27 protein-coding genes and 1 riboswitch are annotated in these 25,594 nt (G+C 45.6%); of the genes, 19 read left to right on the forward strand and 8 right to left on the reverse strand.

Going from position 1 to position 25,594, the window contains the following annotated elements; translation table 11 throughout:
- The first annotated feature begins 16 nt into the window (after nt 1-16).
- The 3 genes from NLX67_RS08430 to NLX67_RS08440 all read left to right on the forward strand — a co-directional run bounded on the left by NLX67_RS08430 (nt 17) and on the right by NLX67_RS08440 (nt 3,164).
- Nucleotides 17-1,459 carry an o-succinylbenzoate--CoA ligase gene (locus NLX67_RS08430; RefSeq protein WP_254311572.1) on the forward strand — a complete coding sequence of 481 codons (1,443 nt, stop codon included), beginning with the start codon at nt 17-19 and terminating at the stop codon, nt 1,457-1,459.
- Nucleotides 1,449-2,549, forward strand: a complete 1,101-nt coding sequence (menC, locus tag NLX67_RS08435) for an o-succinylbenzoate synthase (RefSeq protein ID WP_254311365.1) — start codon at nt 1,449-1,451, stop codon at nt 2,547-2,549. Before NLX67_RS08430 ends, menC begins: the two co-directional genes overlap by 11 nt.
- A gap of 75 nt (nt 2,550-2,624) precedes the next feature.
- Nucleotides 2,625-3,164 carry a LemA family protein gene (locus tag NLX67_RS08440; RefSeq protein ID WP_254311366.1) on the forward strand — a complete coding sequence of 180 codons (540 nt, stop codon included), beginning with the start codon at nt 2,625-2,627 and terminating at the stop codon, nt 3,162-3,164.
- Here NLX67_RS08440 and yidD read toward each other — a convergent pair.
- Together yidD and ytzI are read right to left on the reverse strand one after the other, a co-directional pair.
- Complete coding sequence (gene yidD / locus NLX67_RS08445) at nt 3,150-3,392, reverse strand: membrane protein insertion efficiency factor YidD (protein WP_046178513.1); 243 nt, start codon at nt 3,390-3,392, stop codon at nt 3,150-3,152. The genes NLX67_RS08440 and yidD overlap by 15 nt on opposite strands.
- Nucleotides 3,389-3,535: a YtzI protein gene (ytzI, locus tag NLX67_RS08450; protein ID WP_082091460.1), complete on the reverse strand. Its 147-nt coding sequence runs from the start codon at nt 3,533-3,535 to the stop codon at nt 3,389-3,391. Before ytzI ends, yidD begins: the two co-directional genes overlap by 4 nt.
- A 118-nt stretch (nt 3,536-3,653) precedes the next feature.
- On the opposite strand from ytzI, the gene NLX67_RS08455 reads away from it, so the two are divergent.
- Nucleotides 3,654-4,094 carry a Dps family protein gene (locus NLX67_RS08455; protein ID WP_254311367.1) on the forward strand — a complete coding sequence of 147 codons (441 nt, stop codon included), beginning with the start codon at nt 3,654-3,656 and terminating at the stop codon, nt 4,092-4,094.
- 63 nt (nt 4,095-4,157) lie between these two features.
- Here the strand turns inward: NLX67_RS08455 and NLX67_RS08460 are convergent, their stop codons facing one another.
- A complete protein-coding gene (locus NLX67_RS08460; RefSeq protein ID WP_046178515.1) occupies nt 4,158-4,400 on the reverse strand; it encodes a DUF6154 family protein in 243 nt (80 codons plus the stop codon).
- A 123-nt stretch (nt 4,401-4,523) separates the two neighbouring features.
- On the opposite strand from NLX67_RS08460, the gene NLX67_RS08465 reads away from it, so the two are divergent.
- The 4 genes from NLX67_RS08465 to NLX67_RS08480 are packed head-to-tail and all read left to right on the forward strand — an operon-like array spanning nt 4,524 to nt 6,334.
- Nucleotides 4,524-4,832 (forward strand): hypothetical protein, encoded by a 309-nt coding sequence (locus tag NLX67_RS08465; protein ID WP_046178516.1) that lies wholly within the window; start codon nt 4,524-4,526, stop codon nt 4,830-4,832.
- A gap of 34 nt (nt 4,833-4,866) precedes the next feature.
- Nucleotides 4,867-5,340 carry an RNA deprotection pyrophosphohydrolase gene (gene ytkD, locus NLX67_RS08470; RefSeq protein ID WP_254311369.1) on the forward strand — a complete coding sequence of 158 codons (474 nt, stop codon included), beginning with the start codon at nt 4,867-4,869 and terminating at the stop codon, nt 5,338-5,340.
- A complete protein-coding gene (locus NLX67_RS08475; protein ID WP_254311370.1) occupies nt 5,337-6,092 on the forward strand; it encodes an alpha/beta hydrolase family protein in 756 nt (251 codons plus the stop codon). The genes ytkD and NLX67_RS08475 overlap by 4 nt, the downstream gene beginning before the upstream one ends.
- Complete coding sequence (locus NLX67_RS08480; RefSeq protein ID WP_046178519.1) at nt 6,092-6,334, forward strand: DUF2584 domain-containing protein; 243 nt, start codon at nt 6,092-6,094, stop codon at nt 6,332-6,334. The genes NLX67_RS08475 and NLX67_RS08480 overlap by 1 nt, the downstream gene beginning before the upstream one ends.
- Before the next feature lie 191 nt (nt 6,335-6,525).
- On the opposite strand, the gene pckA is transcribed toward NLX67_RS08480, so the two are convergent.
- A complete protein-coding gene (gene pckA / locus NLX67_RS08485; protein ID WP_254311373.1) occupies nt 6,526-8,112 on the reverse strand; it encodes a phosphoenolpyruvate carboxykinase (ATP) in 1,587 nt (528 codons plus the stop codon).
- A gap of 269 nt (nt 8,113-8,381) precedes the next feature.
- Nucleotides 8,382-8,490: riboswitch (SAM riboswitch) on the forward strand.
- A gap of 120 nt (nt 8,491-8,610) precedes the next feature.
- On the opposite strand from pckA, the gene metK reads away from it, so the two are divergent.
- Nucleotides 8,611-9,807 carry a methionine adenosyltransferase gene (metK, locus tag NLX67_RS08490; protein WP_046178521.1) on the forward strand — a complete coding sequence of 399 codons (1,197 nt, stop codon included), beginning with the start codon at nt 8,611-8,613 and terminating at the stop codon, nt 9,805-9,807.
- A 213-nt stretch (nt 9,808-10,020) separates the two neighbouring features.
- On the opposite strand, the gene NLX67_RS08495 is transcribed toward metK, so the two are convergent.
- A complete protein-coding gene (locus NLX67_RS08495; protein ID WP_254311573.1) occupies nt 10,021-10,551 on the reverse strand; it encodes a gamma carbonic anhydrase in 531 nt (176 codons plus the stop codon).
- Nucleotides 10,552-10,658: 107 nt separating this feature from the next.
- On the opposite strand from NLX67_RS08495, the gene NLX67_RS08500 reads away from it, so the two are divergent.
- The 6 genes from NLX67_RS08500 to NLX67_RS08525 all read left to right on the forward strand — a co-directional run bounded on the left by NLX67_RS08500 (nt 10,659) and on the right by NLX67_RS08525 (nt 16,684).
- Complete coding sequence (locus tag NLX67_RS08500) at nt 10,659-11,468, forward strand: alpha/beta hydrolase (RefSeq protein WP_254311375.1); 810 nt, start codon at nt 10,659-10,661, stop codon at nt 11,466-11,468.
- A gap of 9 nt (nt 11,469-11,477) precedes the next feature.
- Nucleotides 11,478-12,554, forward strand: a complete 1,077-nt coding sequence (locus NLX67_RS08505) for a tetraprenyl-beta-curcumene synthase family protein (RefSeq protein WP_254311376.1) — start codon at nt 11,478-11,480, stop codon at nt 12,552-12,554.
- Between the two features lie 18 nt (nt 12,555-12,572).
- Complete coding sequence (locus NLX67_RS08510; protein WP_254311377.1) at nt 12,573-13,568, forward strand: LLM class flavin-dependent oxidoreductase; 996 nt, start codon at nt 12,573-12,575, stop codon at nt 13,566-13,568.
- 120 nt (nt 13,569-13,688) lie between these two features.
- A complete protein-coding gene (locus NLX67_RS08515; RefSeq protein WP_254311379.1) occupies nt 13,689-14,642 on the forward strand; it encodes an iron-hydroxamate ABC transporter substrate-binding protein in 954 nt (317 codons plus the stop codon).
- A gap of 12 nt (nt 14,643-14,654) precedes the next feature.
- Nucleotides 14,655-15,683, forward strand: coding sequence for a FecCD family ABC transporter permease (locus NLX67_RS08520; RefSeq protein ID WP_254311381.1), 1,029 nt, complete (start codon nt 14,655-14,657; stop codon nt 15,681-15,683).
- Nucleotides 15,680-16,684: a FecCD family ABC transporter permease gene (locus NLX67_RS08525; protein WP_254311383.1), complete on the forward strand. Its 1,005-nt coding sequence runs from the start codon at nt 15,680-15,682 to the stop codon at nt 16,682-16,684. Before NLX67_RS08520 ends, NLX67_RS08525 begins: the two co-directional genes overlap by 4 nt.
- 56 nt (nt 16,685-16,740) lie before the next feature.
- Here the strand turns inward: NLX67_RS08525 and mnmM are convergent, their stop codons facing one another.
- Together mnmM and mnmL are read right to left on the reverse strand one after the other, a co-directional pair.
- Nucleotides 16,741-17,313, reverse strand: coding sequence for a tRNA 5-(aminomethyl)-2-thiouridylate-methyltransferase MnmM (gene mnmM / locus NLX67_RS08530; protein WP_254311384.1), 573 nt, complete (start codon nt 17,311-17,313; stop codon nt 16,741-16,743).
- The gene (mnmL, locus tag NLX67_RS08535) at nt 17,310-18,266 is read right to left on the reverse strand and encodes a tRNA modification radical SAM protein MnmL/YtqA (RefSeq protein WP_254311386.1); all 957 of its coding nucleotides are present in this window, start codon (nt 18,264-18,266) and stop codon (nt 17,310-17,312) included. Before mnmL ends, mnmM begins: the two co-directional genes overlap by 4 nt.
- A gap of 250 nt (nt 18,267-18,516) precedes the next feature.
- Here mnmL and leuS point away from each other — a divergent pair, with 250 nt between their 5' ends.
- Together leuS and NLX67_RS08545 are read left to right on the forward strand one after the other, a co-directional pair.
- Complete coding sequence (gene leuS / locus NLX67_RS08540; RefSeq protein WP_254311387.1) at nt 18,517-20,928, forward strand: leucine--tRNA ligase; 2,412 nt, start codon at nt 18,517-18,519, stop codon at nt 20,926-20,928.
- Nucleotides 20,929-20,948: 20 nt separating this feature from the next.
- Nucleotides 20,949-21,257 (forward strand): rhodanese-like domain-containing protein, encoded by a 309-nt coding sequence (locus NLX67_RS08545; protein WP_254311389.1) that lies wholly within the window; start codon nt 20,949-20,951, stop codon nt 21,255-21,257.
- Nucleotides 21,258-21,856: 599 nt separating this feature from the next.
- On the opposite strand, the gene NLX67_RS08550 is transcribed toward NLX67_RS08545, so the two are convergent.
- Nucleotides 21,857-23,110 (reverse strand): BaiN/RdsA family NAD(P)/FAD-dependent oxidoreductase, encoded by a 1,254-nt coding sequence (locus NLX67_RS08550; RefSeq protein ID WP_254311390.1) that lies wholly within the window; start codon nt 23,108-23,110, stop codon nt 21,857-21,859.
- A gap of 120 nt (nt 23,111-23,230) precedes the next feature.
- On the opposite strand from NLX67_RS08550, the gene NLX67_RS08555 reads away from it, so the two are divergent.
- Nucleotides 23,231-24,853, forward strand: a complete 1,623-nt coding sequence (locus tag NLX67_RS08555) for a putative polysaccharide biosynthesis protein (protein ID WP_254311392.1) — start codon at nt 23,231-23,233, stop codon at nt 24,851-24,853.
- A gap of 11 nt (nt 24,854-24,864) precedes the next feature.
- Entirely contained in the window at nt 24,865-25,575 is a 711-nt protein-coding gene (locus tag NLX67_RS08560) for a pseudouridine synthase (protein WP_254311393.1), read from the forward strand.
- The last annotated feature ends 19 nt before the right edge of the window (nt 25,576-25,594 follow it).

The following is a 25,594-nucleotide window of genomic DNA, read 5'->3' on the forward strand; positions in this document are numbered from 1 at the left end:
TCAGGTGGAAAGGATGATGGTAATGAATATGCCGAACTGGCTGAAGCAGCGCGCTTTTTTAACACCAGATCGGAGCGCGCTTGTTTTCAATGAACAAAAATGGACGTTCTCCCAGCTGTTCGATGAAACGCGCCGGACAGCAGACCGATTATATTCAGCAGGTATTAAAAAGGGTGACTATTGCGGTATACTGGCAGCAAACCGGCCTGAAACCGTATTTACTATATATGCGCTCCAGCAGATTGGTGCGACGGCTGTTATGTTGAACAGCCGGCTGACAACGGATGAAATCGCCTGGCAGCTTCATGATGCGAAGGCGGTTTATTTGCTGTACGATCAGGAACACACTGAAAAAGCACAGCTTATTTCCAGAGTGCGGTCTTTTTGCATAACCGGCATTGAGGGCGTTGCACCTGCTGAAACACGTCAGACATTTTCCTTGGATGAAACATGTTCCATTATGTATACATCAGGTACGACCGGCCGCCCAAAAGGAGTCATTCAAACGTATGGAAATCATTATATGAGTGCTACGGCTTCCGCGCTAAACCTTGGTCTTCATTCAGATGACACCTGGCTTTGTGCTGTGCCCCTTTTTCATATTTCGGGCTATTCAATTCTGATGAAAAGTGTACTGTATGGCATGGAAGTACACTTAATGGAAAAATTTGAACCAGAACGTGTGAATCAACTGTTGAAATCAGGTAATGTAACAATGATGTCTGTCGTGACGGCGATGCTTTCAGCGATGCTGCATGAGCTGGAGGGTGATTACAGTTCTCGTCTGCGCTGTATGCTTCTTGGCGGCGGGCCGGCGCCTGTTCCCATTCTTGAAGCATGTAAAGCGAAAGGAATTCCCGTTTTCCAAACGTACGGCATGACTGAAACAGCGTCCCAAATTGTTACACTTACGCCAGAAGATTCACTTCGAAAGCTCGGTTCAGCAGGAAAGCCGTTATTTCCGTGTGCGGTCAAAATTGACAGAGCAGATGAAGGTGAAATTCTGGTAAGTGGTCCAAATGTGACACCGGGCTATTTAAATCGTCCAGAGGCCAATAAACAAGCTTTTCAACATGGCTGGTTTCGAACGGGCGATATTGGCCGTCTCGATGAAGATGGTTTTTTATATGTGCTGGACCGCCGCTCCGACTTAATCATTTCCGGAGGAGAAAATATTTATCCAGCTGAGATTGAGTCTGTGCTGACTGGACATCCAGCGATTCTTGAAGCGGGCGTCACCGGTGTGCCAAATGACCAATGGGGAAGCGTACCGGCCGCTTTTTATGTAAACAAAGAACCGATTTCTGAAGAAGAACTAATCGATTTTTGCCGGGAAAAGCTGGCCCGCTATAAAGTACCCGCTTATTTTGTGAAAGTGGACACACTGCCAAAAAATGCTGCAAACAAGCTGCTTCGGCGTGAGCTGGCGAAGCAATGGAGTGGACAGGATGAAGATTAAAAAACTGAAGATGTATGTCGTTTCAATGCCGCTTAAAAAGCCATTTCATACACATTTGGAAACGGTAACGAAGCGGGAAGCGATTATTATTGAAGCAGAAGATGAGCACGGAATAGTCGGCTGGGGAGAAGCGTCTGCTTTTTCCACGCCGTGGTATACCGAAGAAACAGTCAAAACGGAATGGCACATCATTAAAAATCTTTTATTTCCACTGCTTAAAGACAGCCAAATCAATCATCCGGAAAAAATCGCTCATCTATTTTCTGAGGTCCGGGGCAATCGAATGGCTAAAGCAGGAGTAGAGTCGGCTATTTGGGATTTATATGCGAAACAGGTAAACAAACCGCTTTTTGAGGTATTAGGCGGAACACGCACGTCGATTCCGGTCGGAGCAGTAGCAGCCGGAAATACAATAAATGAAATGTTAGAGCGAATTCATACATTCATTGAGGCGGGTTATGAACGAATCAAAGTGAAAATCAGCCGTGAAGAGGATATTTCTTTGTTAACAGCAATCCGTCAATCATATCCTCACATATCATTAATGGCGGACGCCAATTCTGCGTACTCTATACAAGATAAGGATCATTTAAAAAAGCTGGATGATTTTGGGCTCATGATGATCGAGCAGCCTTTTTCTGTAGATGATATGTGGGATCATGCGAAGCTGCAAAAAGTACTCCACACGCCTGTCTGTTTAGATGAGAGCATCCGGTCGCTTCATGATACAGTTTGTGCACTTGAAATGGGAGCCTGTCAGGTTATCAATCTTAAATTCAGCCGCGTTGGCGGTTTATCGGAAGCGAAACGCATTCACGACTGCTGTCTTCGGCAAAATGTGGACATATGGGCAGGGGGGATGATTGAATTTGGTATTTCACGCGCTCATAACATTGCTCTCGCCTCGCTTCCGGGATTTACAATCCCGGGTGATATCATGTCTACGGATTACTATTGGGAAGAAGACGTCATTGAACCAGGTATTTTTGTCGAAAAGGGCCGCATTCAGCTGTCTAAAAAAGCCGGGATTGGTTATGAAATCAACAGAAAATGGCTCGAAAACAAAAAAGAAACTGTTTATTTTGTCTGAATTGTCGTTTTATTGAAACTTTTTTGGGGAAAAGAAGTAAAAAGGAGTAAGCAAAACAGAAAAGAGGTGCAGCCTATGGAAGTTGTAATTTGGATGGCATGTACCGTGGCGGCTCTCACTTTTTTTCTGTTTATCCGCAAAAAGCGATGTTTGGAAGATCTTCATGTGAAACTTAATGATTCGTTTCGTGATGTGGATCTTTTTATGAAAAAACGAGTAGAGGTGCATGCGAAATGGGCGGAAAAAGTAGCCGCTTATGACCTTGATGCACAAGGGATTTTAGCAGAAATGACCGCTTTACGTGACCGCTTTGATTATATGCCCATCGAGGAAAAGGTGCGGCTGTGTGAAAAGCTGGATAAGCTGTCAGGTCAAATGATTGCATCTGCTGAGCGCTGTCCACGTCTTCGAACATCTGCATCCTATATTCGTCTTCGTGCCCAAGCTGAGAATTTGATAGCGGAAATGCCGAACGCCTGCTGTGCTTACAATACACAAGCTAACCAATTAAATGAAGCTCTCCGTCGTTTCCCGGCAAACATTACAGCAGGAGTGGCCGGCTTTGAGCAAAAAGAGCTGTTCAGCCATCCCGAAAAAAAATCAGCCGAGGTCTGATTTTTTTTTTGGCCATTTTTCAGGAACTTCATCAAAGCCGCCTGGATGAAAGGGGTGGCATTTTAAAATACGGATCGTAGTAAGCAGCCCGCCTTTCAACGCCCCGTGTCTTTGAACAGCTTCATGTCCATAATGAGAGCAGGTTGGATAAAAGCGGCATGTCGGCGGTTTCAATGGTGACAGTACTTTTTGATAAAAACGGATTAAAAGCAAGAACAACTTTTTCATTTATCTTCACGCGTCTCATCAGATGAATTGCGTTTCGGCGGGTCGATTGTGTGCTTGTAGCTGTACCCTTTATTAATTGTTAAAACGGATAAAGCAAGCACAACCAGAACAACGATAATAGATATAATAACGACAATGATCATAGTCGACATGAAAGATCCTCCTTTTTCATAGTGTAACACGTTTTTGTTTACTTTCGCACAAGGCGGGTATAATGTAAGTATCGGTATAAATTACATACAAGCTGGAGGGGATTTTTTTATGTCAAAAAAACTAATTAACAGCGTAAACAAACAGGTTTCAAACTGGACGGTTCTGTACACGAAGCTTCATAACTACCATTGGTATGTAAAAGGACCGCAATTCTTCACTCTTCATACAAAATTCGAAGAGCTTTATACGGAAGCGAGCGTTCATATTGATGAATTGGCGGAGCGTCTACTAGCGCTGAACGGAAAACCGATTGCAACGCTTAAAGAATCACTGGAAAAATCAAGTGTAAAAGAAGCGGAAGGAAAAGAGTCAGCGGAAGAAATGGTTCAATCTATTGTAGATGATTTCACTACGCTGACAGGCGAGTTAAAAGAAGCGATGGACCTTGCGGATGAAGTGGGCGATGAAACAACCGGAGATATGCTTCTTGCGATTCACCAAAGTCTTGAAAAACACGTATGGATGCTGAAATCGTTTCTTGAAAAATAATTGACAAATCGATGAATGGCAACAAAAAAGCGGAGAATTTGCTTCTCCGCTTTTTTTTATGTATTAATGAAACTGGCGATTGTGACGAACCGGAATCTGATCTTGATTAAACTTTTCTTTTAACCCTTCGTACAAATACACTCGGAACAGCCAGGCAAGCTCGTCTTTCGGCATTTCTCCAATGACCGACAATATATCCGCTTCAGACATTTCACCCAGAACGGTCAGCGTGATCATATCGAGGTCGTCTTCCGTTCCCTGCAGCCGGCCACGATATAGTTCAAATAACTCATCCACGAATTTCATCGCTGTGCCTCCTTTTCAAGAATATATATATAGTTATACATGAAAACGTTATCATATTCCAACTTTTTTTCGTTGAATGAATGAAAAGAAAAGAGAGCATCCTGTAAAAAGGAGGAGATTCATGTGGAAAAGCAGCCTTATTATATTCAAGTTGCCAGTGGGGAAATCCAGTCGCAGCCTGATGTATCGCCTTGGAATTTTCGTGTTTTCGCCAATGAAAAAGAAATCCGATCGTTGCGAGAGCTTTTGAACGGGATGAATGGTGCTGATTTCGGTACGTTTTGGCGGGCACATCTCCCGGCCATTCCGTATCATGAAGATGCCGACAACGACCAATATGACCGGCACATGACGGCCGTGTATGAAAAAATATATGAACTCGGGGATGATGAGGCGCGTGAGTATATAAAAAAATGGAGAAATGACGTATAATAGAGAGAAAGCAAGCAAGGGTGAGGGATGCCGGTTGCGTATATTTACGGACGAAAATAGCTATACCGTTACAATGACGTTTGAAAAAGGTGCATTCGGTAAAACGCCGTCTCACGTTCTCGTCTTATGCCGAAAAGAACAAGCATGGCTTTTAACGAAGCACAAGGTGCGCGGACTTGAATGTCCCGGAGGAAGAATAGAGCCGGGTGAAGCACTTGAAGCCGCAGCCCGCCGGGAAGTAGCTGAAGAAACAGGTGCTGTTATATCCGGCTTGCATTTCATTGGTGAATACTGTGTGCATGTTCCGGAAAAGCCCTTTTTAAAAGCGGTTTTTTTCGCGCAAGTAACGGATATAGAAAAGAAAGACGATTATTTGGAAACAGACGGTCCTTACGTTGAAACAGAAGATTTGCTGCATGTGCGTTTTCAAGACAGCTATTCGTTTTTAATGAAAGATGACATGATTGCGCTTGCGTTGTCTGAAGTAAAAAGGAAGGGATTGGTATGATGACCTGCACACCGTATCCATCGCCAAATCCACATGTTCGTCTTTATATGGTCCGGTATGAATCTGCCGGTCTTTCAGTCAAAGGATTTTTAGCAGAACCAGCTGATGACGAGCGCTATGATGGACTTTTATATTTGCGCGGCGGCATTAAAGGCGTTGGTATGGTGAGACCGGCTAGAATTGCCGAATTTGCAGCAGAAGGATTTATTGTATTTGCGCCGTTTTATAGGGGTAACCGCGGCGGTGAAGGAAATGAAGACTTTGCCGGAGATGACCGAGAAGACGCTTTTTGCGCATTTGACTGGCTGGAACAGCATCCGCGTGTGAGAAGCAGCTGTGTTCATGTTTTCGGCTTTTCCCGAGGCGGCGTCATGGCGATTTTAACAGCGATTCATCGGCCGGCAGCCTCTATGGTTACGTGGGGCGGCGTGTCGGATATGACGCTCACATACGAAGAGCGAAAAGATATGCGCCGAATGATGAAGCGTGTCATTGGCGGGACACCGCAAAAAGTGCCAGAGCAATACGAGCGGCGGACACCATTACGTGATGCCCGCCGCATAAAAGCGCCCGTGTTGATCATTCATGGGCGGCTTGATAAAAATGTATCGGCGGAGCATGCGTATAGGCTGGAACAAGCTGTGCCACATGCGGAAACGATGTATTTTGACGAATATGATCATTACATACCACCTGCAGTCAACCGGCAGATTGTCGGTCATATTGCGAAATGGATGAAGGGGGACAAATGATGGGAATGCCGATGGAATTAAATACAATGATTGTCACAAAAGGAAACGAAGTGCGGGAGGAAGAAAACCGGTTTGTATTGAAAAAAAGCGGCTATCGATTGTACCCGATTGATATTCCTGTCGCTGTTCATAAAACAATCGACAGTGAACAAAGCGGCACAGCGCTCATCAAAAAAGTAGAATGGCAGCAGGACTCCACTACAATCACGTATACACTCGTTTCATTAAAGTCAACGAATTAAACAAAAAAGGACCACAGGATAATTCCTGTGGTCCTTTTTTTGAAAAGATTAAGAAAGTATATATTTTTGAACGATGTTGGTGATGCCAGCTAAAGGAGCCTAGGAGCCTTCCGCATGGGACCCGCAGGAGGCGAGCGAGTCATAAAGGCGTTGCGGCACGATACCGCGCTCTTAGCCTTTGATCTTATTTTCTAAAGCAGTGGCCCGCCTTTTTCCTCAATATCGACAGCAACACCGGCGAATTTTTTGAAGTTATTACGGAACTTGGCAGACAATTCTTTTGCTTTTTCCATAAATGTGTCCTCGTCCACCCATGCTTTGCGCGGAATTAATACCTCATCCGGGACACCCGGTACGTGAAGTGGGATTTCAAGGCCGAACACTTTTGTTTTGTACGTTTCAGTATGATTCAGCTCACCTTCTAGTGCAGCCTGAATCATAGCGCGCGTGTAAGAAAGCTTCATACGCTCGCCTGTTCCGTACTCGCCGCCTGTCCAGCCTGTGTTGACTAAAAATACTTGTGCATTATGCTCATCAATTTTTTTGCCGAGCATTTCAGCGTATACGTTTGCCTGTAGCGGCAGGAATGGAGAACCGAAGCAAGTAGAGAACGTCGCTTGCGGGCTTGTGATGCCGCGCTCCGTTCCGGCAAGCTTTGATGTGTAACCGCTCAAGAAGTGATACATTGCCTGCTCTTTCGACAATTTGCTGATTGGAGGCAGTACGCCAAATGCATCTGCTGTCAGGAAAATGATCGTATTCGGATGACCGGCTACACTCGGATCGACAATGTTGTCAATCGCTTGAAGCGGATATGCGGCACGCGTGTTTTCGGTCAATGTGTTATCGTCGTAATCTGGCAGTCGTGTATCGTGGTTGAGGACCACATTTTCAAGAACAGAACCGAAGCGGATCGCATCAAAAATTTGCGGCTCTTTTTCCCGTGTTAAACCAATTGTCTTTGCGTAGCAGCCGCCTTCGATGTTGAAAACGCCATTTGCAGACCAGCCGTGCTCATCATCCCCTATAAGGCGGCGGTGCGGATCAGCGGAAAGAGTTGTTTTCCCTGTGCCGGAAAGACCGAAGAACAAAGCAACATCGCCTTCGTAGCCGACGTTAGCCGAGCAGTGCATCGACAATACATTGTTTTCAGGAAGAAGGTAGTTCATAACGGAGAAAATAGATTTTTTCATTTCGCCCGCATATTCTGTTCCACCAATTAAAATTACGCGCTGTTCAAATGAAACGATAATGAATGTTTCAGAATGAGTACCGTCTACAAGCGGATCTGCCTGGAAAGAAGGCGCCGACAAAATCGTGAAGCCCGCTTCGTGCATGTGAAGTTCTTCTTCAGTTGGGCGAATGAACAGTTGATGGGCAAATAGATTATGCCATGCATATTCATTGACGACTTGAATCGGCAAGCGGTGTTTTTCATCCGCACCAGCAAAACCTTTAAAAACAAACAGTTCGTCTTTTTCTTTCAAATAACGGACGACTTTTTCGTACAAATGGTTGAACGCTTCTTCAGATATTGGCTGGTTGACTGAACCCCAATCAATTTTGTCTTTAACAGAGGCTTCTAGGGCGATAAACTTATCTTTCGGAGAGCGGCCCGTATATTTGCCTGTTTCGGCGCGAACCGCACCGGATGCGGTTAAAATACCTTCGCCGCGTTTAAGCACCTTTTCAACAAGAACAGGTACGGAAGGCTGAACGAGAATGTTTGAGCCTTTCAGCAGCTCGACGATTTCGCTGGAAACAGTTAAAGAGTTCATAGTGTACGACCATCCTTTATCCAAATTTTATATGTGTTTGCTTAACATGAAATTAGTATAACACATTAACGTTAATAATCTATACTATTGGAGGGATTTTTTTGTTTATTTTTATATTTTTTGTGAAATACTAATCAATATGTGTGCTTATTAAATAGGAAAGAAAAAAAAAGAATGAAAAAAATGAAGACAGAAATTGTTTTGTTTTTAGAAGGAAAACGGGTTGACACGAAGCGCGATATTTCGTAACATTGACACTTGAACGGATACTCTTATCCTGAGCTGGTGGAGGGACAGGCCCTGTGAAACCCAGCAACCTGCCGCAACGCGCGGAGAAGGTGCTAAACCTGAGCAAGGATCAGCCTTGGACGATAAGAGTGAAAGGCCCGAGTAAAAACAACCTTTCCTCTCTCAATACCGGGAGAGTTTTTTTATTTTCTGGATCACCTGAGGGAAATGAGTACCGTACACATACTGTTTTTAAGGAGGAATTTTTTCATGACAAAGCAGCGCCGCCTGTTTACATCAGAGTCCGTAACGGAAGGACATCCGGATAAAATCTGCGATCAGATTTCCGATGCGATTCTTGATGCTATTCTTGACAAAGACCCGAATGCCCGTGTGGCAGCGGAAACATCTGTAACGACTGGACTTGTTCTCGTTGCAGGCGAAATTACCACTTCATCTTATGTGGATATTCCAAAAATTGTTCGTGAAACAATAAAAGAAATCGGCTACGTCCGTGCAAAATACGGATTTGACTCAGAAACAGCAGGGGTCTTAACATCAATTGACGAGCAGTCTCCTGATATTGCGGCAGGTGTTAACGTTGCTCTTGAAGCGCGCGAAGGCCAAATGACCGATAAAGAATTAGATGACATCGGGGCAGGAGACCAAGGCTTAATGTTCGGCTTTGCCTGCAACGAAACGGAAGAGCTTATGCCGCTTCCAATTTCTCTTGCTCATAAATTAGCGCGCCGTTTAACAGAAGTGCGTAAAACAGAAACGCTTGATTACCTCCGTCCAGACGGAAAAACGCAAGTAACGGTTGAATATGATGAAAACGGCAAGCCGGTTCGTGTTGATACGATTGTTATTTCAACGCAGCACCATCCGGAAGTAACACTTGAGCAAATTCAAAAAGAAGTTCGTGAGCAAGTCATCAATGAAGTTGTTCCGGCTGAATTGATCGATGCGGAAACGAAATTCTTCATCAACCCGACAGGCCGTTTCGTTATTGGCGGACCGCAGGGGGATGCAGGCTTGACAGGCCGTAAAATTATCGTTGATACGTACGGTGGATATGCACGCCATGGCGGCGGTGCTTTCTCCGGTAAAGATCCAACAAAAGTAGACCGTTCTGCCGCTTATGCAGCACGTTACGTAGCGAAAAACATCGTTGCAGCAGGCCTTGCTGATAAATGCGAAGTACAGCTTGCGTATGCAATTGGTGTTGCACATCCCGTTTCAATCGCTGTGGACACATTCGGAACAGGGACTGTTTTGGAAGAAGTGCTCGTTGATCTGATTCGTCAAAACTTTGACCTTCGTCCAGCAGGCATCATTAAAATGCTTGATCTGCGCCGTCCAATTTACCGCCAAACAGCTGCATACGGTCATTTTGGACGTACAGACGTGGATCTTCCATGGGAGCGTACAGACAAAGCAGATGTGTTAAAATCAGCGGTGAAGTAAGAAAAGCATAAGGCGGCCGCTCAGGCCCGTAAGACGGACCGGCGGTGGCACTCTTTGCCACACAGCTGTGACGGCTTTTTGGAACAAAAGCTAAGAACGCAGCATCCTGCTGCAACGCTTTCGTGACCCACATCGCGTGGGCCTCGAGGCCTGGTTGCTTGAAGCTGGACAAAGATCAAAAAAATATTTTCTTATCTAAACCAAAAGACCGTCTCATTTATTGAGTCGGTCTTTTTCTTGAATTCCCTTATAGTATTGGCCTTTTTCCGCATACTCCTGGACGATCCGCTCCATGTCTTTTCGGTCGGCATCGTTTACTTCCCGTATGACTTTCGCCGGCCGTCCGAACGCCATTGTGTTTGGCGGAATCACTTTGCCCGGCGGCACGAGGCTCCCTGCACCGATAAACGCCCCTTCCCCGATTTCGGCATTATCTAAAATAATCGAACCCATGCCAACAAGTGCGCCTTTCCGAATTTTGCAGCTGTGTAACATCACTTGATGGCCAATCGTCACGTCATCCTCTATTAGGAGCGGATTGTTAGGGCTTTGATGGAGGACCGAATTATCCTGCACGTTTACCCGTCGGCCGATTACGGTTGGTGCCACATCGCCTCGAATAACCGTATTATACCAAATAGTAGATTCTTCACCGATGATAACGTCGCCTGTAATAGTTGCAAAGTCAGCGACAAAAACTGATTCCGCAATCACTGGCTTCTTGTCTTTGTATGGATAAATCATCATTGTAACCCCTTTCTTTTAGTTATTGTACCGTTTTATTTTATCGAACGGCAAAAGATTTGTATAATAGAAAAAACGACTGTCGTTTTTGAAGGAGAGAGAACGTTATGTGGAAATGGGAATGCGAAGAAAAGCCAAAAGGGGTCATCGTCATCGTTCATGGCGCATTTGAGCACCATGGGCGATACGGCTGGCTCATTGAAAGGTGGCGGCAAAATGGATTTCATGTCGTCATGGGTGACCTGCCGGGTCAGGGCATGACATCGCGTGCGCGCCGGGGTCACATTTCATCTTTTACAGAATATACAAATGAACTATCCGATTGGATTCAGGCAGCTTATCAGTTTGACGTGCCGGTGTTTTTGCTTGGCCACAGCATGGGGGCGCTCATTGTCACCCGTTTTTTGCAGGAGCAAAAGCCGGAAATCGCGGGTGTGATTTTGTCGTCCCCGCTTTTTAAAATGAAGCATATGCCGCCGAAACATTTAAATGTAATGACACACGGCTTAAATACCGTTACGCCTTCACTAAAATTCGATTCTGGCTTAACATCCGATATAGCGACCCGAAATGAAGAAATTTGGGCATTTGATGCGGAAGATTCTTTATTCGTCCGAAAAGTATCAGTCCGCTGGTATCGGGAAGTTGTTCAGGCCATTAAAATTGCAACAGCTGGTCCGGGCGAAATTCCCGATATCCCGCATCTGATTATGCAGGCAGGGGATGACCGGGTCACAGACGCAAGCGCCGTCCGCATTTTTGCTAAAAAGCTCAGTCTGTCAGAATTACAGTACAAAGAATGGCCAGGACTGTATCATGAAATTTTTAACGAACCGGAGCGTGATGATGTGTTTAAGTATGCGCTCGATTTTGTTCACAATCGGCTGCGGTCACTCGGTTTTATCATTGAAAAGTGAGGTAAGAGAATGACGGTCCCTACAAATTCGCTTCTGTTAATGCGAAAAATATACAAAAACATTTTTCCGTCTGTAAAAGCGGAATGGAGAAAATGGAAAGTGCTGGCGGAACAAATCCCGGATTCGGAATTAAGACAGCAGGCACTTGATGTTTACGAAAAAAAATATTTTCATTGTGAAGCAGGCGGCGTCATTTCGATGCTCGCCGGTGCTCGCTCTAAAGACGCTATTTCGTTTATCGTACCGTATCAATTAATTTGCGATTATCTGGACAATTTGTGTGACCAAACGACATCGTTTAATCCGGATGATTTTGCGGCGCTTCACGAAGCGCTTCATGACTGCTTTTTTCCGAGGCAGGCAAAAAGCGATTACTATCGATTCCGCCAGTCGAAAAACGATGGCGGTTATTTGAATGCACTTGTTGATGGCTGCCGCCGCATTGTCGAGAACACGCCATCGTTTGCAGCTGCAAAACCACATGTACTGGATTTAAGCCGTTACTACAGCGAGCTTCAAATTCATAAACATGTCCGTGCGGAAGAAAGGGAAGAACGACTGATCCGCTGGTTTGACAGCTATAAAGCAGACTTGCCGGACATGACATGGTATGAATTTTCAGCCTGCACAGGTTCTACGGTTGGGGTGTATTGTCTTATGTCATGCGCGATGCAGCCGGCGTTTACACCGACATATGCCAAAATGGTACGTGACTGCTATTTCCCGTATGGACAGGGTATTCACATTTTGCTCGATTATTTTATTGATCAAGAAGAGGACTTAGAAGATGGCGAGTTGAACTTCTGCACGTATTACAAAAATGAGAAAGAAATGATGGAACGTTTTCTTTACTTTTTACAGCAGGCGAAAAAGGGAACGGAGCAGCTGCCGCATGCGAAGTTTCATTCATTCCTAATCGAAGGCATCGTGGCCGTTTATTTGTCAGAAGAAAAAGCAGCCGGCAAAAAAAGTGTGCGCGGCCATTGCCGCAAGCTCGTACACACAGCTGGGTCCGCTAGTATTTTCTTTTACTGGAATGGCCGGACATACAAAACGTATCGGAAAATGCGGCAAGCTTATAAATAAAAGAGGTGTCACTGCTAAATGAAAATCAGTATACTAGATCAATCCCCGATTTCAGAAGGGCAGACAGCAGCCCAGGCGCTGCAGGAAACAATTGAGCTTGCGCAGCTTGCCGAACAGCTTGGCTACGAGCGATTTTGGGTATCAGAACATCATGACGCCGCCACACTCGCCGGTTCCTCGCCGGAAGTGCTGCTGGCCCATCTGGCAGCAAAAACAACAACGATCCGGCTTGGTTCAGGTGGTGTCATGCTGCCGCATTACAGCGCTTATAAAGTGGCTGAAAATTTCAAGCTGCTGGCTGCACTCGCGCCAGGGAGGATCGACCTTGGTTTAGGCCGGGCGCCAGGCGGCATGCCCCGGGCTTCATTTGCGCTGTCGGACGGGCGGAAACGGGAGGTTGATCGGTATCCAGAACAAATCGATGATGTCCTTGCATATTTGCATGATCAGCCGGTGCCGCATGCGTATACAGGAGTGAAAGCGACGCCGGTTGTAGATGTACCGCCTGATGTATGGCTGCTTGGCTCAAGTCCTTCGAGTGCTGTGTTAGCCGCGGAAAAAGGCCTTCCTTATACATTTGCAAAATTTATAAACGGGGATGGCGGACAAAAAGAGCTGGCTGAATATCGGCGCTTGTTTCAGCCGTCTGCTTACATGACTGCTCCAAAAACAACGATTGCTGTTTTTCTTATATGTGCCGAAACAGATGAAGAGGCGCAGTACTTGGCCGGCAGTTTGGAATTATCATTAATGATGACGGGACAGGGGATTCCATCAAAAGGGACACCATCCCCGGAAAAAGCGGCGGCGTATTCATACGGAAAGTTTGAAATGATGCACATTGAAGAAAACCGAAAGCGGATGATCATCGGTGGACCAGAAACTGTCCGGGAAAAGGTGGAACGTCTTGCGGCTGAATATGAGGCAGATGAAATCATGGCAGTGACCATCCTGTATGATTTTGAGAAAAAAAAGCGGTCATTTGACCTTCTTGCGCGATTAATGAAGCAGTAGGAAAAAGTTCCCTTTAAGAAAGGGGACTTTTTTTACAAAATAACATTGACAATGATAATCATTTTCGTTAATATTTTACTAGTCATTGATAATCATTTTCATTAGGGAGGAACGAATTACATGAAGAAGAATAAATTATTTTCAATTTTATCATTGCTTGTGATCATGAGCGCGTTGTTTTTAGCTGCATGTTCACAAGGCGCAGAGGAAGAAACAGAAAGTGAAAGCAAAGACAATGCAGCTTCAGAAACGCGTACATATGCATCTGAAGAAGGAGACATTGAAATCCCGGCTAATCCGGAACGTGTAGCGGTTATGGCGGCAACATATCCCGGTAACTTCCTTGAGCTTGGTGTTACACCGGTCGCCATTACAGACTGGTCAGCGAAAAGTAAATTTTTGGGTGATCAGCTGGAAGGTGCAGAAGTGGTTGCGCCGGATGATTACGAAACACTCCTTGAATTAGCACCGGATTTGATCATTACATATACAGGTGATGAAAACATGGCGAAATATAAAGAAATTGCGCCAACAATCGGCCTGACATATGAAAAATACGGTTATATCGAACAGCATCTTGAAATCGGTAAAATCCTCGGCAAAGAAGAAGAAGCTCAAGCTTGGGTAGATGAATGGAATGCAAAAGCGGAAGAAGCGAAGAAAACCGTTCAAGCAGCAATTGGTACAGACGTGACGGCAACAGTTGTGGAAACATTCGGGAAAGATACGTATGTATACGGTCAAAACTGGGGACGCGGCACAGAAGTCATTTATCAGGCACTAGGCATTAAAGCGCCTGAAAAAGTCGAATCTGAAGCATTTGGACCAGGATACAAAGCTATTTCAGCTGAAGCCATTCCAGAGTATGCAGGCGACTACATTTTTGTAGGAGAGGGTGCAAACGTGTCATCTTCTACTTTTATGGAAACAGACCTGTGGAAAAACATCCCGGCTGTACAAAAAGGAAATGTCATTAAATTTGATTCTGATTCTTTTTATTTTAATGATCCGATCTCTATTGAAAAAGAATTGGAATTCATCGTGGACGCTTTAACAGAAAAAGCGGCACAATAAAGGGCTGTTTTTATGAATAATATAAAAGAACCAGCGATTACCTCCCGTCCTAAGACGGGAGTATTCGTCATTTTAGCGGGATTTGCGGGATTGTTATTTAGTCTGGCTCTTTCTGTCTCGGTCGGTGCAGCAGAGTTAACGTTAAAAACAGTTTGGGAAGCAATTTTTTCTTATAACCCGAGCCGTGAAGCAGATCAAATTATTATTGGTATCCGCTTGCCGCGTGAAGTCGGCGCGGCCCTTACCGGTGCGGCTTTTGCAACTGCAGGGGCGATCATGCAGGGTATTACGCGCAATCCACTTGCGGAACCAGGGCTGCTTGGGTTAAATGCAGGGGCAAGTTTTGGACTTGCCTGTCTGCTCGCTTTTTTTACGAATACTACGTATATCATGGCGATTTTGTTTTCGTTTCTTGGTGCTTCTTTAGGAGCCAGCTTATTATTTGGACTTGCTTCTTTAAAAAAAGGCGGATTTTCACCGCTTCGAATTGTTTTGGCTGGCGCCGCGATCTCAGCGCTTCTAACCGCTCTTGGTGAAGGAGTCGCGATTATGTTCAAGCTGTCCCAGGACCTGGCTTTCTGGATGGCCGGCGGTGTTTCCGGAACAAGCTGGTCACAGCTGCAAGTGATGGCGCCGATTGTCGGCATGGGTCTTCTGACAGCCATTTTCTTTTCAAGATCGCTGACCCTTTTAAGTTTTGGCGATGAGATGGCTAAGGGTCTTGGACAGCGGACAACGCTTATTAAAGTGATCCTTATTTTTGCGGTACTCGTGCTTGCTGGCGCGGCAGTGTCTGTCGCCGGACCCATCATGTTTGTCGGCTTGATGACGCCTCATATTGTACGGGCGCTCGTTGGAACTGATTACCGGTGGATTATTCCCGGCTCGGCGCTTGCCGGCGGTATCCTGCTTGTTTTGGCTGACACCACAGCCCGTATGATTAATCCGCCATTTGAAACACCAGTGGGCGCTGTCATATCTATTATCGGTGTGCCGTTTTTCCTTTATTTAATTCGGAAAAGGGGGCGGCTGACTCAATGAACGGTCATTTAAAAAGAAAAGCGGGCCTTATATTAACCGTTTCCTTTCTTCTGCTTTGTTTCTTGTTTGTCTTAAGTGCGGCATTAGGAAAAGCGTCGCTTCCCCCCGCAAGGCTGTTAGAAACATTGCTTGGCAATGGGACATCGAGAGAGGAGCTTATTTTATACAGCTTCCGCCTGCCACGCATGGTCATTACGATGCTTGCCGGCTCGGCATTGGCCGTTTCAGGTGCTATTTTGCAAAGCATTTCACGCAACCCGCTTGCGGATTCAGGCATCTTGGGAATTAATGCCGGTGCAGGGTTGATGGTGGCGGTTTATGCGATGATTTTCACACCGCAATCTTCCACATTTCTGTATATGGTGCCGCTTTTTGCGTTTATTGGCGGCATGGCAACGGCCGGCATCATTTCTGTCATTTCGTATCATAAAACAGAAGGACTTGATCCAATGCGCCTTGTGCTCGCAGGTGTAGGTATGGCGATGGCTATGTCGGGAAGCATGCTTATTTTGGCCTCTCAGTTTGATTCGCGCGAATATGAATTTATTGCCGGATGGCTTGCAGGGTCGATTTGGGGGAACGACTGGAATTTTGTCATGGCACTAATTCCATGGGTTGGCATTCTTATTCCATTGGCTCTTTGGAAATCAAACGTTTTAAATTTGCTGAATTTAAACGAAGGCACTTCAGCAGGGCTTGGCGTAAAAGTGGGAAAAGAGCGGATCCTGCTTCTGTTCGTTGCGGTAGCTCTCGCGTCAGCAGCCGTTTCTGTCAGCGGCGGTATAGTATTTATCGGACTGATGGCACCGCATATTGCGAGAAGTTTAACAGGCCCCCGGCATCAGCACTTTGTTCCGGCCGCTGCTGTTATTGGCGCGGTATTGCTATTAGCTGCAGATACTGCAGGACGGCTTATGCCTTTTACAACAAGCGTCCCGGCCGGTATCATTGTCACATTAATTGGCGCACCGTATTTTATGTATTTAATGGTAAAAAAATAAAAAAAGCCTGATCTCTCATCGCATTAGCGCGGCGGGAGTCAGGCTTTTTCAATCACTTACCGTTTTTCAATTGCCACAATTAACGGCGGCGTGTTCATTTGATTAATAAAACCATACTGCATGACATGTGCCGTTTGCTGATCGAGAGAAGCGGCGTATTGAACAACCGCGTCCCGTTCGTCGGCACCGCCATCATGTCCGAGATAAATAACAAGCACGATCAAGCCGCCCGGTTTTATCATTTGAAATAATTGATGAACCGCATCGATCGTTGTATCCGGTTTTGTAATAATGGACTTGTCGCCTTTTGGCAAACAGCCTAGATTGAAAATCGCCGCGTTCAGCTTTCCATGATAACTTTCTGGAATGAGCGTCTGCGCCTGCTCATGACCAGCATGAAATAAAGATGCGCGGTCAGCAATTCCGGCATTTTGAAGCCGCACTGTTGTATTTTCAATTGCCCGATGCTGAACGTCAAAGGCAAAAACGTGTCCGTCACCGCCAGCTAAATTTGCTAAAAATAAAGTATCGTGTCCGTTACCCGCTGTCGCGTCGACGAAATAATTTTTATCTGATACCGTTTTTTGGATTAATAGGCGTGCAAACGGCAAAATCCCCTCCAGAATCATGGCTGCATAACGGCTCCTTTATAAAATTTGCCTTGCCATGTATCACGCTGCAGCATTTCTGCATGGATTGCGTTTAACACTTCCCACTTGTTGACGCTCCACATCGGCCCGACCATCAATTCAATGGGTCCATCACCGGTAATGCGGTGCACAATCATTTCAGGCGGCAAAATTTCAAGCTGGTCGACAACAAGTTTTGCATATTCGTCCATTGATAAAAAGTCGAGCATCCCTTTTTCGTACTGCTTCACAAGCGGTGTGCCTTTTAACAAGTGAAGCAAATGGATTTTTATGCCTTGCACGTCCAAATTCGCGATTGCCTGGGCTGTTTCCATCATCATCTCTGGTGTTTCGAGCGGAAGGCCGTTAATTAAATGCGAGCAAATGCGGATGTTGTGCTTGCGCAGTTTTTCCACGCCTTCTACATACGTTTGGAAATCATGGGCACGATTAATAATACGTGCGGTTTTTTCGTGAACAGTCTGGAGTCCAAGCTCCACCCATAAATACGTACGCTCATTCAATTCAGCTAAATACTCGACAACATCATCCGGCAGACAGTCTGGGCGTGTCGCAATGGAAATCCCGACAACATCGTCCTGCTTTAACACAGTTTCATATTTTTCACGGAGCACGTCAACAGGTGCATGTGTATTTGTATACGCTTGAAAATACGCCATGTATTTGCCATGTTTCCATTTTTCGTGCATTTTATTTTTAATATCGTGAAATTGTTTTTCAAGCGGGTCGACCCGGTCGCCGGCAAAGTCACCTGAGCCTGCTGCGCTGCAAAATGTACAGCCGCCAAACGCCACCGTGCCGTCACGGTTCGGGCAGTCAAATCCGCCATCAAGCGCAACTTTAAACACTTTGTGACCGAAATGCTCCCGTAAATGATAGTTCCATGTATGATACCGTCTGTCGTCACTAGCGTGCGGAAACGGGTTTGTCATGATCCATTCCTCCTTTAAAGCTCATTTTAAATTGTAGCATGAACAGCAGCACTGGTAAAATGCGCTTGCATAATGACTAAAGTTTTTCTAGAATGAAAGGTAAAGATTAAGGAAGAAAGCCGTTGAGTTTTTATTCAGCATTGGGTAGAGACACACTTTTCCTGTCCCATTACCTGGGAGGGAGTTTTTTTCATTAGAGCTCCTGAGAAGGGAAAAAGACGGCTTACATAAATGGAAGGCAGGTTCAATAATGAATTTTGATCATAAGCAGATTGAACAAAAATGGCAGCAATATTGGGAACAAAATAAAACCTTTAAAATGAACAACCATTCTGATAAACCGAAGTTTTACGCGCTCGATATGTTTCCGTATCCATCCGGTGCCGGTCTTCACGTCGGACACCCGGAAGGCTATACAGCGACGGACATATTAAGCCGCTTTAAACGCCTGCAGGGCTATAATGTGCTTCATCCGATGGGTTGGGATGCATTCGGTCTTCCAGCGGAGCAGTATGCGCTTGATACTGGAAATGATCCGGCTGAGTTCACGGAGCAAAACATTAACAATTTCCGCCGCCAAATTAAAGCGTTAGGTTTTTCTTATGACTGGGATCGTGAAATTAATACCACAGACCCGGGTTATTACAAATGGACACAATGGATTTTCCTTCAATTGTATAAAAAAGGTCTTGCCTACGTAGATGAAGTGCCGGTGAACTGGTGCCCGGCGCTTGGCACTGTCTTGGCGAACGAAGAAGTCATCGACGGCAAGTCAGAGCGTGGCGGACATCCGGTCGAACGCCGTCCAATGCGTCAATGGATGCTGAAAATTACCGCTTATGCGGATCGGTTAATTGAAGATTTGGATGAACTTGACTGGCCGGAAAGCATTAAAGACATGCAGCGCAATTGGATCGGACGGTCTGAAGGAGCAGAAGTGACATTTAGCATCGATGGATACGATGAAACATTTACTGTTTTTACAACGCGTCCGGATACGCTATTTGGCGCCACGTATGCGGTTTTAGCTCCTGAACATCCATTTGTAGCAAAAATCACAACCGATGCGCAAAAAGAAGCTGTGAATGCGTACATTGACCAAATAAAGTCAAAAAGCGACTTGGAGCGGACAGACCTTGCTAAAGATAAAACAGGCGTTTTCACTGGCGCATATGCGGTAAATCCTGTCAATGGCGAAAAAATGCCGATCTGGATTGCTGACTATGTACTAATCACATACGGAACGGGCGCGATTATGGCAGTTCCAGCGCATGATGAGCGCGATTTTGAATTTGCGAAAAAGTTTAATCTGCCGATTCAAGAAGTCGTTGCTGGCGGAAATGTAGAGGAAGAAGCATACACGGGTGACGGAGCCCACGTGAATTCCCGATTCGTAGACGGCTTAAATAAAGAAGATGGCATTGCAAAAATGATTGAATGGCTTGAAAAAGAAAGCGTCGGCACAAGAAAAGTAACATACCGCCTGCGTGACTGGCTGTTCAGCCGTCAGCGCTATTGGGGTGAGCCGATTCCAATCATTCATTGGGAAGATGGCACGACGACAGCTGTTCCGGAATCGGAATTGCCGCTTATATTGCCAAAAACAACAGAAATCCGCCCATCAGGAACCGGTGAATCACCGCTTGCCGTTATTGAAGACTGGGTAAATGTTGTTGATTCAGAGACAGGGAAAAAAGGCCGCCGTGAAACAAATACGATGCCGCAATGGGCCGGAAGCTGCTGGTATTATCTGCGCTTTATCGATCCGGATAATAAAGAAGCGTTAGCGGATAAAGACTTACTAGAGCGCTGGCTGCCGGTTGACATTTACATTGGCGGCGCCGAGCATGCTGTACTTCATTTGTTATACGCGCGTTTCTGGCATAAAGTATTGTACGACATTGGCGTCGTTCATACGAAAGAGCCGTTCCAAAAATTGTTTAATCAAGGCATGATTCTCGGTGAAAACAACGAAAAAATGAGTAAGTCAAAAGGCAATGTTGTCAACCCCGATGAAATTGTGGAAAGCCACGGCGCGGATACACTTCGTCTTTATGAAATGTTCATGGGGCCGCTTGAAGCATCCATTGCATGGAGCACTACTGGGGTGGACGGAGCTCGCCGCTTTCTTGACCGTATTTGGCGCTTGCTTATCACAGAAAACGGCTCGTTAACGCCTAAAGTGACAGGTGAGGATAAATCACTTGAAAAAGTATACCATCAGACAGTGAAAAAAGTGACAGAAGACTATGAAGGACTTCGTTTCAATACAGCCATTTCGCAAATGATGGTGTTTGTCAATGAAGCGAATAAAGCTGAAACGATTCCGGCTGAATATGCGGAAGGGTTTGTGAAATTAGTGTCACCGCTTGCGCCGCATTTAGCGGAAGAGCTTTGGGAAAAGCTTGGTCATAGCGGTACGGTAACGTATGAAGCGTGGCCGGTATTTGACGAATCAAAGCTTATCGATGATGAAGTGGAAATTGTCATCCAGCTAAACGGCAAAGTAAAAGCAAAAGTAATGGTTTCAAAAGATGCAACAAGGGAACAAATGGAAGAGATCGCGATGCAAAATGACAAGCTTCAAGAAGAGCTGGCTGGAAAAACGATCCGGAAAGTGATCGCGGTGCCGGGCAAGCTTGTCAATATCGTCGCAAACTAATCAAGGAGGAATGAAGACATATGATTCCAACAATCACTGGTGAAGAAGTACGTGAAAAGCTCGAAAATGGCGAACAGCTGGCATTAATTGATGTGCGGGAAAACGATGAAGTGGCAGAAGGCATGATCCCGCAGGCGGAGCATATCGTCATGGGGACGATTCCTGAACAGTTGGATCGTCTTGACAAAGAAACAGAGTACATTATTGTTTGCCGCTCCGGCGTCCGTTCGGAAAATGTGTCTCGTTTCTTAATCGAAAATGGCTACAAAGCAACAAATATGACAGGCGGCATGCTGGACTATACAGGCGAAACAGTACCGAAAAACTAAAAAAACTGTGCGGAGCCAATCCGCACAGTTTTTTTATGGAAAATCCCTTGAGGGTGTAGACAAATTAATATTTTTTTCAGAACCTTCTTTTTTTCTTCCTCACCATGACGCTCGGAATGTGTGGGAGGTTTCGTTTGCTGCTTTTAAATGGGAGCCGTAAAGGCGGCGGGCGCGCGGCTTTGCTTTCCACGGAGCAGAAGATGAGCTCGCTAGTCCCGCAGGAGCCCCCACCGCCTCTGCTTTTAAAATAAGTGAAGATAAAAGAAGCGAGGCGTGTGGCATGCTCCGCTTTGAAACGAGACCGTCACGCTTCTCACCCGCTTTTCGTGAATAAAAGCAACAGCTCGAATTCTCGCTGCTATTTTAAAACGGGGTGAAGCCAAATGGACGGAGACTCCTGCGGGAACAGCCAGCTGTGCGAGACCCTGCAGGCGCGTTAGCGACGAAGCGGCTCGCTGGTGGCCCGCGGAAAGTGGAGTCCGTTTGGCTTCACCTATCGGCCCTTTTAAAAAAGCATAGTTTCTATAAAGACGTTTGCTCGTTTCCAGCAATAAACGCATGCTTTCAAAAAGCAGCCCACTTTGTCGACAGTCTCTCCCTTATCTCACGGCTGCCGCATTCGTTCCGGCAATATGGCCGGTGATGAGCGCGGCAGTGATATTGTAGCCGCCAGTATAGCCATGAATATCCAGTATTTCGCCACAGAAAAAGAGACCATCTTTCTTTTTAGACGCCATCGTTTTCGGTTCAATTTCTTTTACCGATACGCCGCCGCCTGTGACAAACGCTTTTTCAATTGGCAATGTGCCGCTAACGGCAATTTTAAACGATTTAATGAGAGACGCGAGTTCACGAATATTCGCATCGGACAATTGATTGCCAGGCGTTTCTAAATCGATATCAGCCCGTTCAAGCAAAAAGTGCAAATACCGTTCTGGCAACAATTTCTTTAAGCTGTTTTTTACCGCTTTTTTTGGTTCTTCCTTGATGATTTGCCGAATCGAAACGCCTGCTTCATGTTCATTCCCATTCGGAAACACGTCAATAGACATGTAAACAGGAGAGCCATTTTTTTTCAGCTCTTTTACGACGTATTGGCTGCAGCGCAGTGCGGCGGGACCGGACAAGCCAAAATGAGTAAACAGCATATCCATCCGGTGCGTGACGAGCGGTTTACCTTTTTTATTCAGTACAGACAGCCCGACATCACGGAGCGCCAGCCCTTGCATAGAGCGGTTCACAATAAACGGCTCTTTTGACGTGACCGGTACTTCTGTTGGAAATAATTCTGTAATCGTGTGCCCCGCTTGTTTTGCCCACGGATAACCGTCGCCGGTTGATCCGGTTTGCGGCACTGCTTTGCCGCCGGTCGCGAGGACAACAGCGTTAGAATGAATTTCTTCACCAGATGTTAATTGAACACCCCGCATATATTTGTCATCCATTAATAACTTTGCGACAGGAGACTCAAGCCGCATGTCGACTCGAAGCCGCTTTAATTCACCGAGCAGCGCTTCGACGACGTCCTGTGCCCGATTAGAAACTGGAAACATCCGTCCGTGGTCTTCTTCTTTCAGCTTCACGCCGAGGTTTTCAAAAAAACGGATAATGTCTTCATTGCTGAAAACAGAAAAAGCGCTGTACAAAAAACGGCCGTTCCCCGGAATGTGCCGAATAATTTCTTCTACGGGCAGCCGGTTCGTCACGTTGCAGCGGCCGCCGCCGGAAATTTGCAGCTTGTTTCCTGGCTTGCGTCCTTTATCAATTAACAGTGTGCGCGCGCCCGAACGGCCTGAAGCAATGGCTGCCATTAAGCCGGCTGGTCCGCCGCCTACCACAATTACGTCATACATAGGGTCACCTCGTTCTTTAAACTTTTTTCATTATAGCAGATGGCAAAATAAATTGTCAGGCACGCTGGAAAGATGTACACTAGCAAGTGATGTTTAATGGAGAAAAAGAGGGATTTATTTATGCCATCCAACTTAATAAGAGGGACGTTTATCCTCACACTGGGCACGTTTATTTCAAAGTTTCTTGGCTTGTTTTATGTGATACCATTTTACAGCATTATCGGTGGGGAGGATGCGGCCGCGCTGTATAGCTACGGCTACGTTCCATATACGATTTTTATCAGCATTGCCACAGCCGGTATTCCGCTTGCAGTATCCAAGTACATTGCGAAATATAATGCGATTGAAGAATACGCTGTCGGCCGGAAACTGTTTAAATCCGGTCTTGTCATTATGCTGTTAACAGGTTTCGCCGCTTTTGCTGTTATGTATTCTTTTGCGCCATTTTTTGCGAAACTATCTTTAGGTGGCAAAGAAACAACATACACTATTGATGAAGTGGCAACGGTCATTCGTGCGGTCAGCTTCGCACTTATTATTGTGCCATTCATGAGTGTAACACGTGGATTTTTTCAAGGGCACCAGTCAATGGGACCTTCTGCTGTTTCACAGGTTGTTGAGCAAATTGCTAGGATTATTTTCCTTCTTGGCGGCGCATATATCGTTATTCATGTGATGAACGGGTCGGTTGTCACTGCGATCAGCGTTGCCACATTTGCGGCGTTTATCGGTGCGTTATTTGGCCTGCTCGTCTTATACTGGTACTTTTTTAAGCGGAAAAAGCATTTGGACAAGCTGTTAGAGAAGGATAAAGGACAGGCGGATGTGTCACTGTTTGGCATGTATTCGGAAATTGTCGTCTATGCCGTTCCATTTATTTTTGTCGGAATCGCTATTCCGTTATACCAGCTTATTGACCAAGTTACTTTTTCAAGAGCCATGTCTCAAATTGGGCTTGCGGACCAGGCTGTGTCAGCATTCGGAGTGTTAAATTTCAGCACCCAAAAATTGGTGATCATACCGGTTTCTCTCGCAACAGCTTTTGCGATGACACTCGTGCCGATGGTGACAAGCTCATTTGTGAAAAAAGACATGGCGCTGGTGAAGCAGCAGCTCAATAAAACATTTGAAGTACTGCTGTTTTTGACTGTTCCAGCAGCTGTCGGCATGGCGCTTTTGGCAGAGCCGCTTTACACTGTTTTTTATAAATACAGTGAGTTTGGCACCGATGTGCTCCGGGTATATGCGCCAGTTGCCATTTTATTTGCACTGTTTTCCGTAACAGCTGCTATTCTGCAGGGCATCAATGAACAGCGCTTTACCGTATTGAGCCTGCTGACTGGAATTTTAGTTAAGCTTTCGCTGAACATTCCGCTGATTAAACTTTTTGAAACGGAAGGCGCTGTGTATGCGACCGCTCTAGGCTATTTGACTTCTATTGTCATCAATATTGTCGTCATTCGCATGTACGCATCGTATTCTCTTCGTCCACTCGCCAAAAAGATTGGGCTGATCACAGCATTTAATGCCGTGATGGCGATTGTGGTGATCACGCTTTATGGCATTTTGTCAATGGTCCTTTCAACAGAAACAAAAGGCACTGCGTTATTGATTATTTTCATTTGCGCAACTGTCGGAGCGATTGTTTATTTCGCGATCAGCGAGAAGTCGGGTCTTCTTGATGAAGTATTTGGATCAAGACTTGATAGTATTAAACGAAAACTACGCTTGAAAAAAGCATAAAGGAGTAAAAGATGCGTTTAGATAAATGGCTCGCCAATTCCGGGATTGGATCCCGGAAAGAAGTAAAAAAATTGTTGAAAACCGGGGCTGTAACTGTGAATGGGAAAATGACAAAAGACGCAAAGGTCCATGTCGACCCGAATGCGGATAATGTGATGCTTTTCGATGAGCCGGTTGAATACCGGGAATTTATTTATTTGATGATGAATAAGCCAAATGGCGTCATTTCCGCAACAGAAGACAAGAGAGATGAAACGGTCATTGATTTGCTCGATGATGCGCATAAGCACTTCGATCCGCACCCGGTCGGCCGGCTCGATAAAGATACGGAAGGTATGCTGTTATTAACAAATGACGGGCACTTGTCGCATCAATTGCTGTCACCAAAACATCATGTGCCGAAAACATATTTTGCCCGTATTCATGGGCAGGTAACCGAAGCTGACATTGCCGCGTTTAAAGAAGGCGTAACGCTTGATGACGGGTATAAAACGAAGCCGGGTGACCTCGTTATTTTATTAAGCGGCGACGAATCAGAAATTGAACTGACGATCACCGAAGGGAAATTTCATCAAGTGAAGCGCATGTTTCAGGCGGTCGGCAAAGAAGTAGTGTACTTAAAAAGGCTCTCCATGGGCGCGCTTGGTCTTGATGAAGAACTGGAATTAGGCGAATATCGAGAGCTGACAGAAGAAGAACTGAATTTATTAAAAGAGAACTGAAAAAACGGCTGTCCATAGC

The organism is Domibacillus sp. A3M-37, assembly GCF_024213455.1.
In the GTDB taxonomy this organism is placed as follows: Bacteria; Bacillota; Bacilli; order Bacillales; family Domibacillaceae; genus Domibacillus; species Domibacillus tundrae.

What these genes read in the sequence shown, in the direction of transcription:
- NLX67_RS08430 (WP_254311572.1), top strand. Translation starts at nt 17, where the DNA reads ATGGTAATGAATATGCCGAACTGGCTGAAGCAGCGCGCTTTTTTAACA.
- menC (WP_254311365.1), top strand. Translation starts at nt 1,449, where the DNA reads ATGAAGATTAAAAAACTGAAGATGTATGTCGTTTCAATGCCGCTTAAA.
- NLX67_RS08440 (WP_254311366.1), top strand. Translation starts at nt 2,625, where the DNA reads ATGGAAGTTGTAATTTGGATGGCATGTACCGTGGCGGCTCTCACTTTT.
- yidD (WP_046178513.1), bottom strand. Translation starts at nt 3,392, where the DNA reads ATGAAAAAGTTGTTCTTGCTTTTAATCCGTTTTTATCAAAAAGTACTG.
- ytzI (WP_082091460.1), bottom strand. Translation starts at nt 3,535, where the DNA reads ATGATCATTGTCGTTATTATATCTATTATCGTTGTTCTGGTTGTGCTT.
- NLX67_RS08455 (WP_254311367.1), top strand. Translation starts at nt 3,654, where the DNA reads ATGTCAAAAAAACTAATTAACAGCGTAAACAAACAGGTTTCAAACTGG.
- NLX67_RS08460 (WP_046178515.1), bottom strand. Translation starts at nt 4,400, where the DNA reads ATGAAATTCGTGGATGAGTTATTTGAACTATATCGTGGCCGGCTGCAG.
- NLX67_RS08475 (WP_254311370.1), top strand. Translation starts at nt 5,337, where the DNA reads ATGATGACCTGCACACCGTATCCATCGCCAAATCCACATGTTCGTCTT.
- NLX67_RS08480 (WP_046178519.1), top strand. Translation starts at nt 6,092, where the DNA reads ATGGGAATGCCGATGGAATTAAATACAATGATTGTCACAAAAGGAAAC.
- pckA (WP_254311373.1), bottom strand. Translation starts at nt 8,112, where the DNA reads ATGAACTCTTTAACTGTTTCCAGCGAAATCGTCGAGCTGCTGAAAGGC.
- metK (WP_046178521.1), top strand. Translation starts at nt 8,611, where the DNA reads ATGACAAAGCAGCGCCGCCTGTTTACATCAGAGTCCGTAACGGAAGGA.
- NLX67_RS08495 (WP_254311573.1), bottom strand. Translation starts at nt 10,551, where the DNA reads ATGATTTATCCATACAAAGACAAGAAGCCAGTGATTGCGGAATCAGTT.
- NLX67_RS08500 (WP_254311375.1), top strand. Translation starts at nt 10,659, where the DNA reads ATGTGGAAATGGGAATGCGAAGAAAAGCCAAAAGGGGTCATCGTCATC.
- NLX67_RS08505 (WP_254311376.1), top strand. Translation starts at nt 11,478, where the DNA reads ATGACGGTCCCTACAAATTCGCTTCTGTTAATGCGAAAAATATACAAA.
- NLX67_RS08510 (WP_254311377.1), top strand. Translation starts at nt 12,573, where the DNA reads ATGAAAATCAGTATACTAGATCAATCCCCGATTTCAGAAGGGCAGACA.
- NLX67_RS08515 (WP_254311379.1), top strand. Translation starts at nt 13,689, where the DNA reads ATGAAGAAGAATAAATTATTTTCAATTTTATCATTGCTTGTGATCATG.
- NLX67_RS08520 (WP_254311381.1), top strand. Translation starts at nt 14,655, where the DNA reads ATGAATAATATAAAAGAACCAGCGATTACCTCCCGTCCTAAGACGGGA.
- NLX67_RS08525 (WP_254311383.1), top strand. Translation starts at nt 15,680, where the DNA reads ATGAACGGTCATTTAAAAAGAAAAGCGGGCCTTATATTAACCGTTTCC.
- mnmM (WP_254311384.1), bottom strand. Translation starts at nt 17,313, where the DNA reads ATGATTCTGGAGGGGATTTTGCCGTTTGCACGCCTATTAATCCAAAAA.
- mnmL (WP_254311386.1), bottom strand. Translation starts at nt 18,266, where the DNA reads ATGACAAACCCGTTTCCGCACGCTAGTGACGACAGACGGTATCATACA.
- leuS (WP_254311387.1), top strand. Translation starts at nt 18,517, where the DNA reads ATGAATTTTGATCATAAGCAGATTGAACAAAAATGGCAGCAATATTGG.
- NLX67_RS08545 (WP_254311389.1), top strand. Translation starts at nt 20,949, where the DNA reads ATGATTCCAACAATCACTGGTGAAGAAGTACGTGAAAAGCTCGAAAAT.
- NLX67_RS08550 (WP_254311390.1), bottom strand. Translation starts at nt 23,110, where the DNA reads ATGTATGACGTAATTGTGGTAGGCGGCGGACCAGCCGGCTTAATGGCA.
- NLX67_RS08555 (WP_254311392.1), top strand. Translation starts at nt 23,231, where the DNA reads ATGCCATCCAACTTAATAAGAGGGACGTTTATCCTCACACTGGGCACG.
- NLX67_RS08560 (WP_254311393.1), top strand. Translation starts at nt 24,865, where the DNA reads ATGCGTTTAGATAAATGGCTCGCCAATTCCGGGATTGGATCCCGGAAA.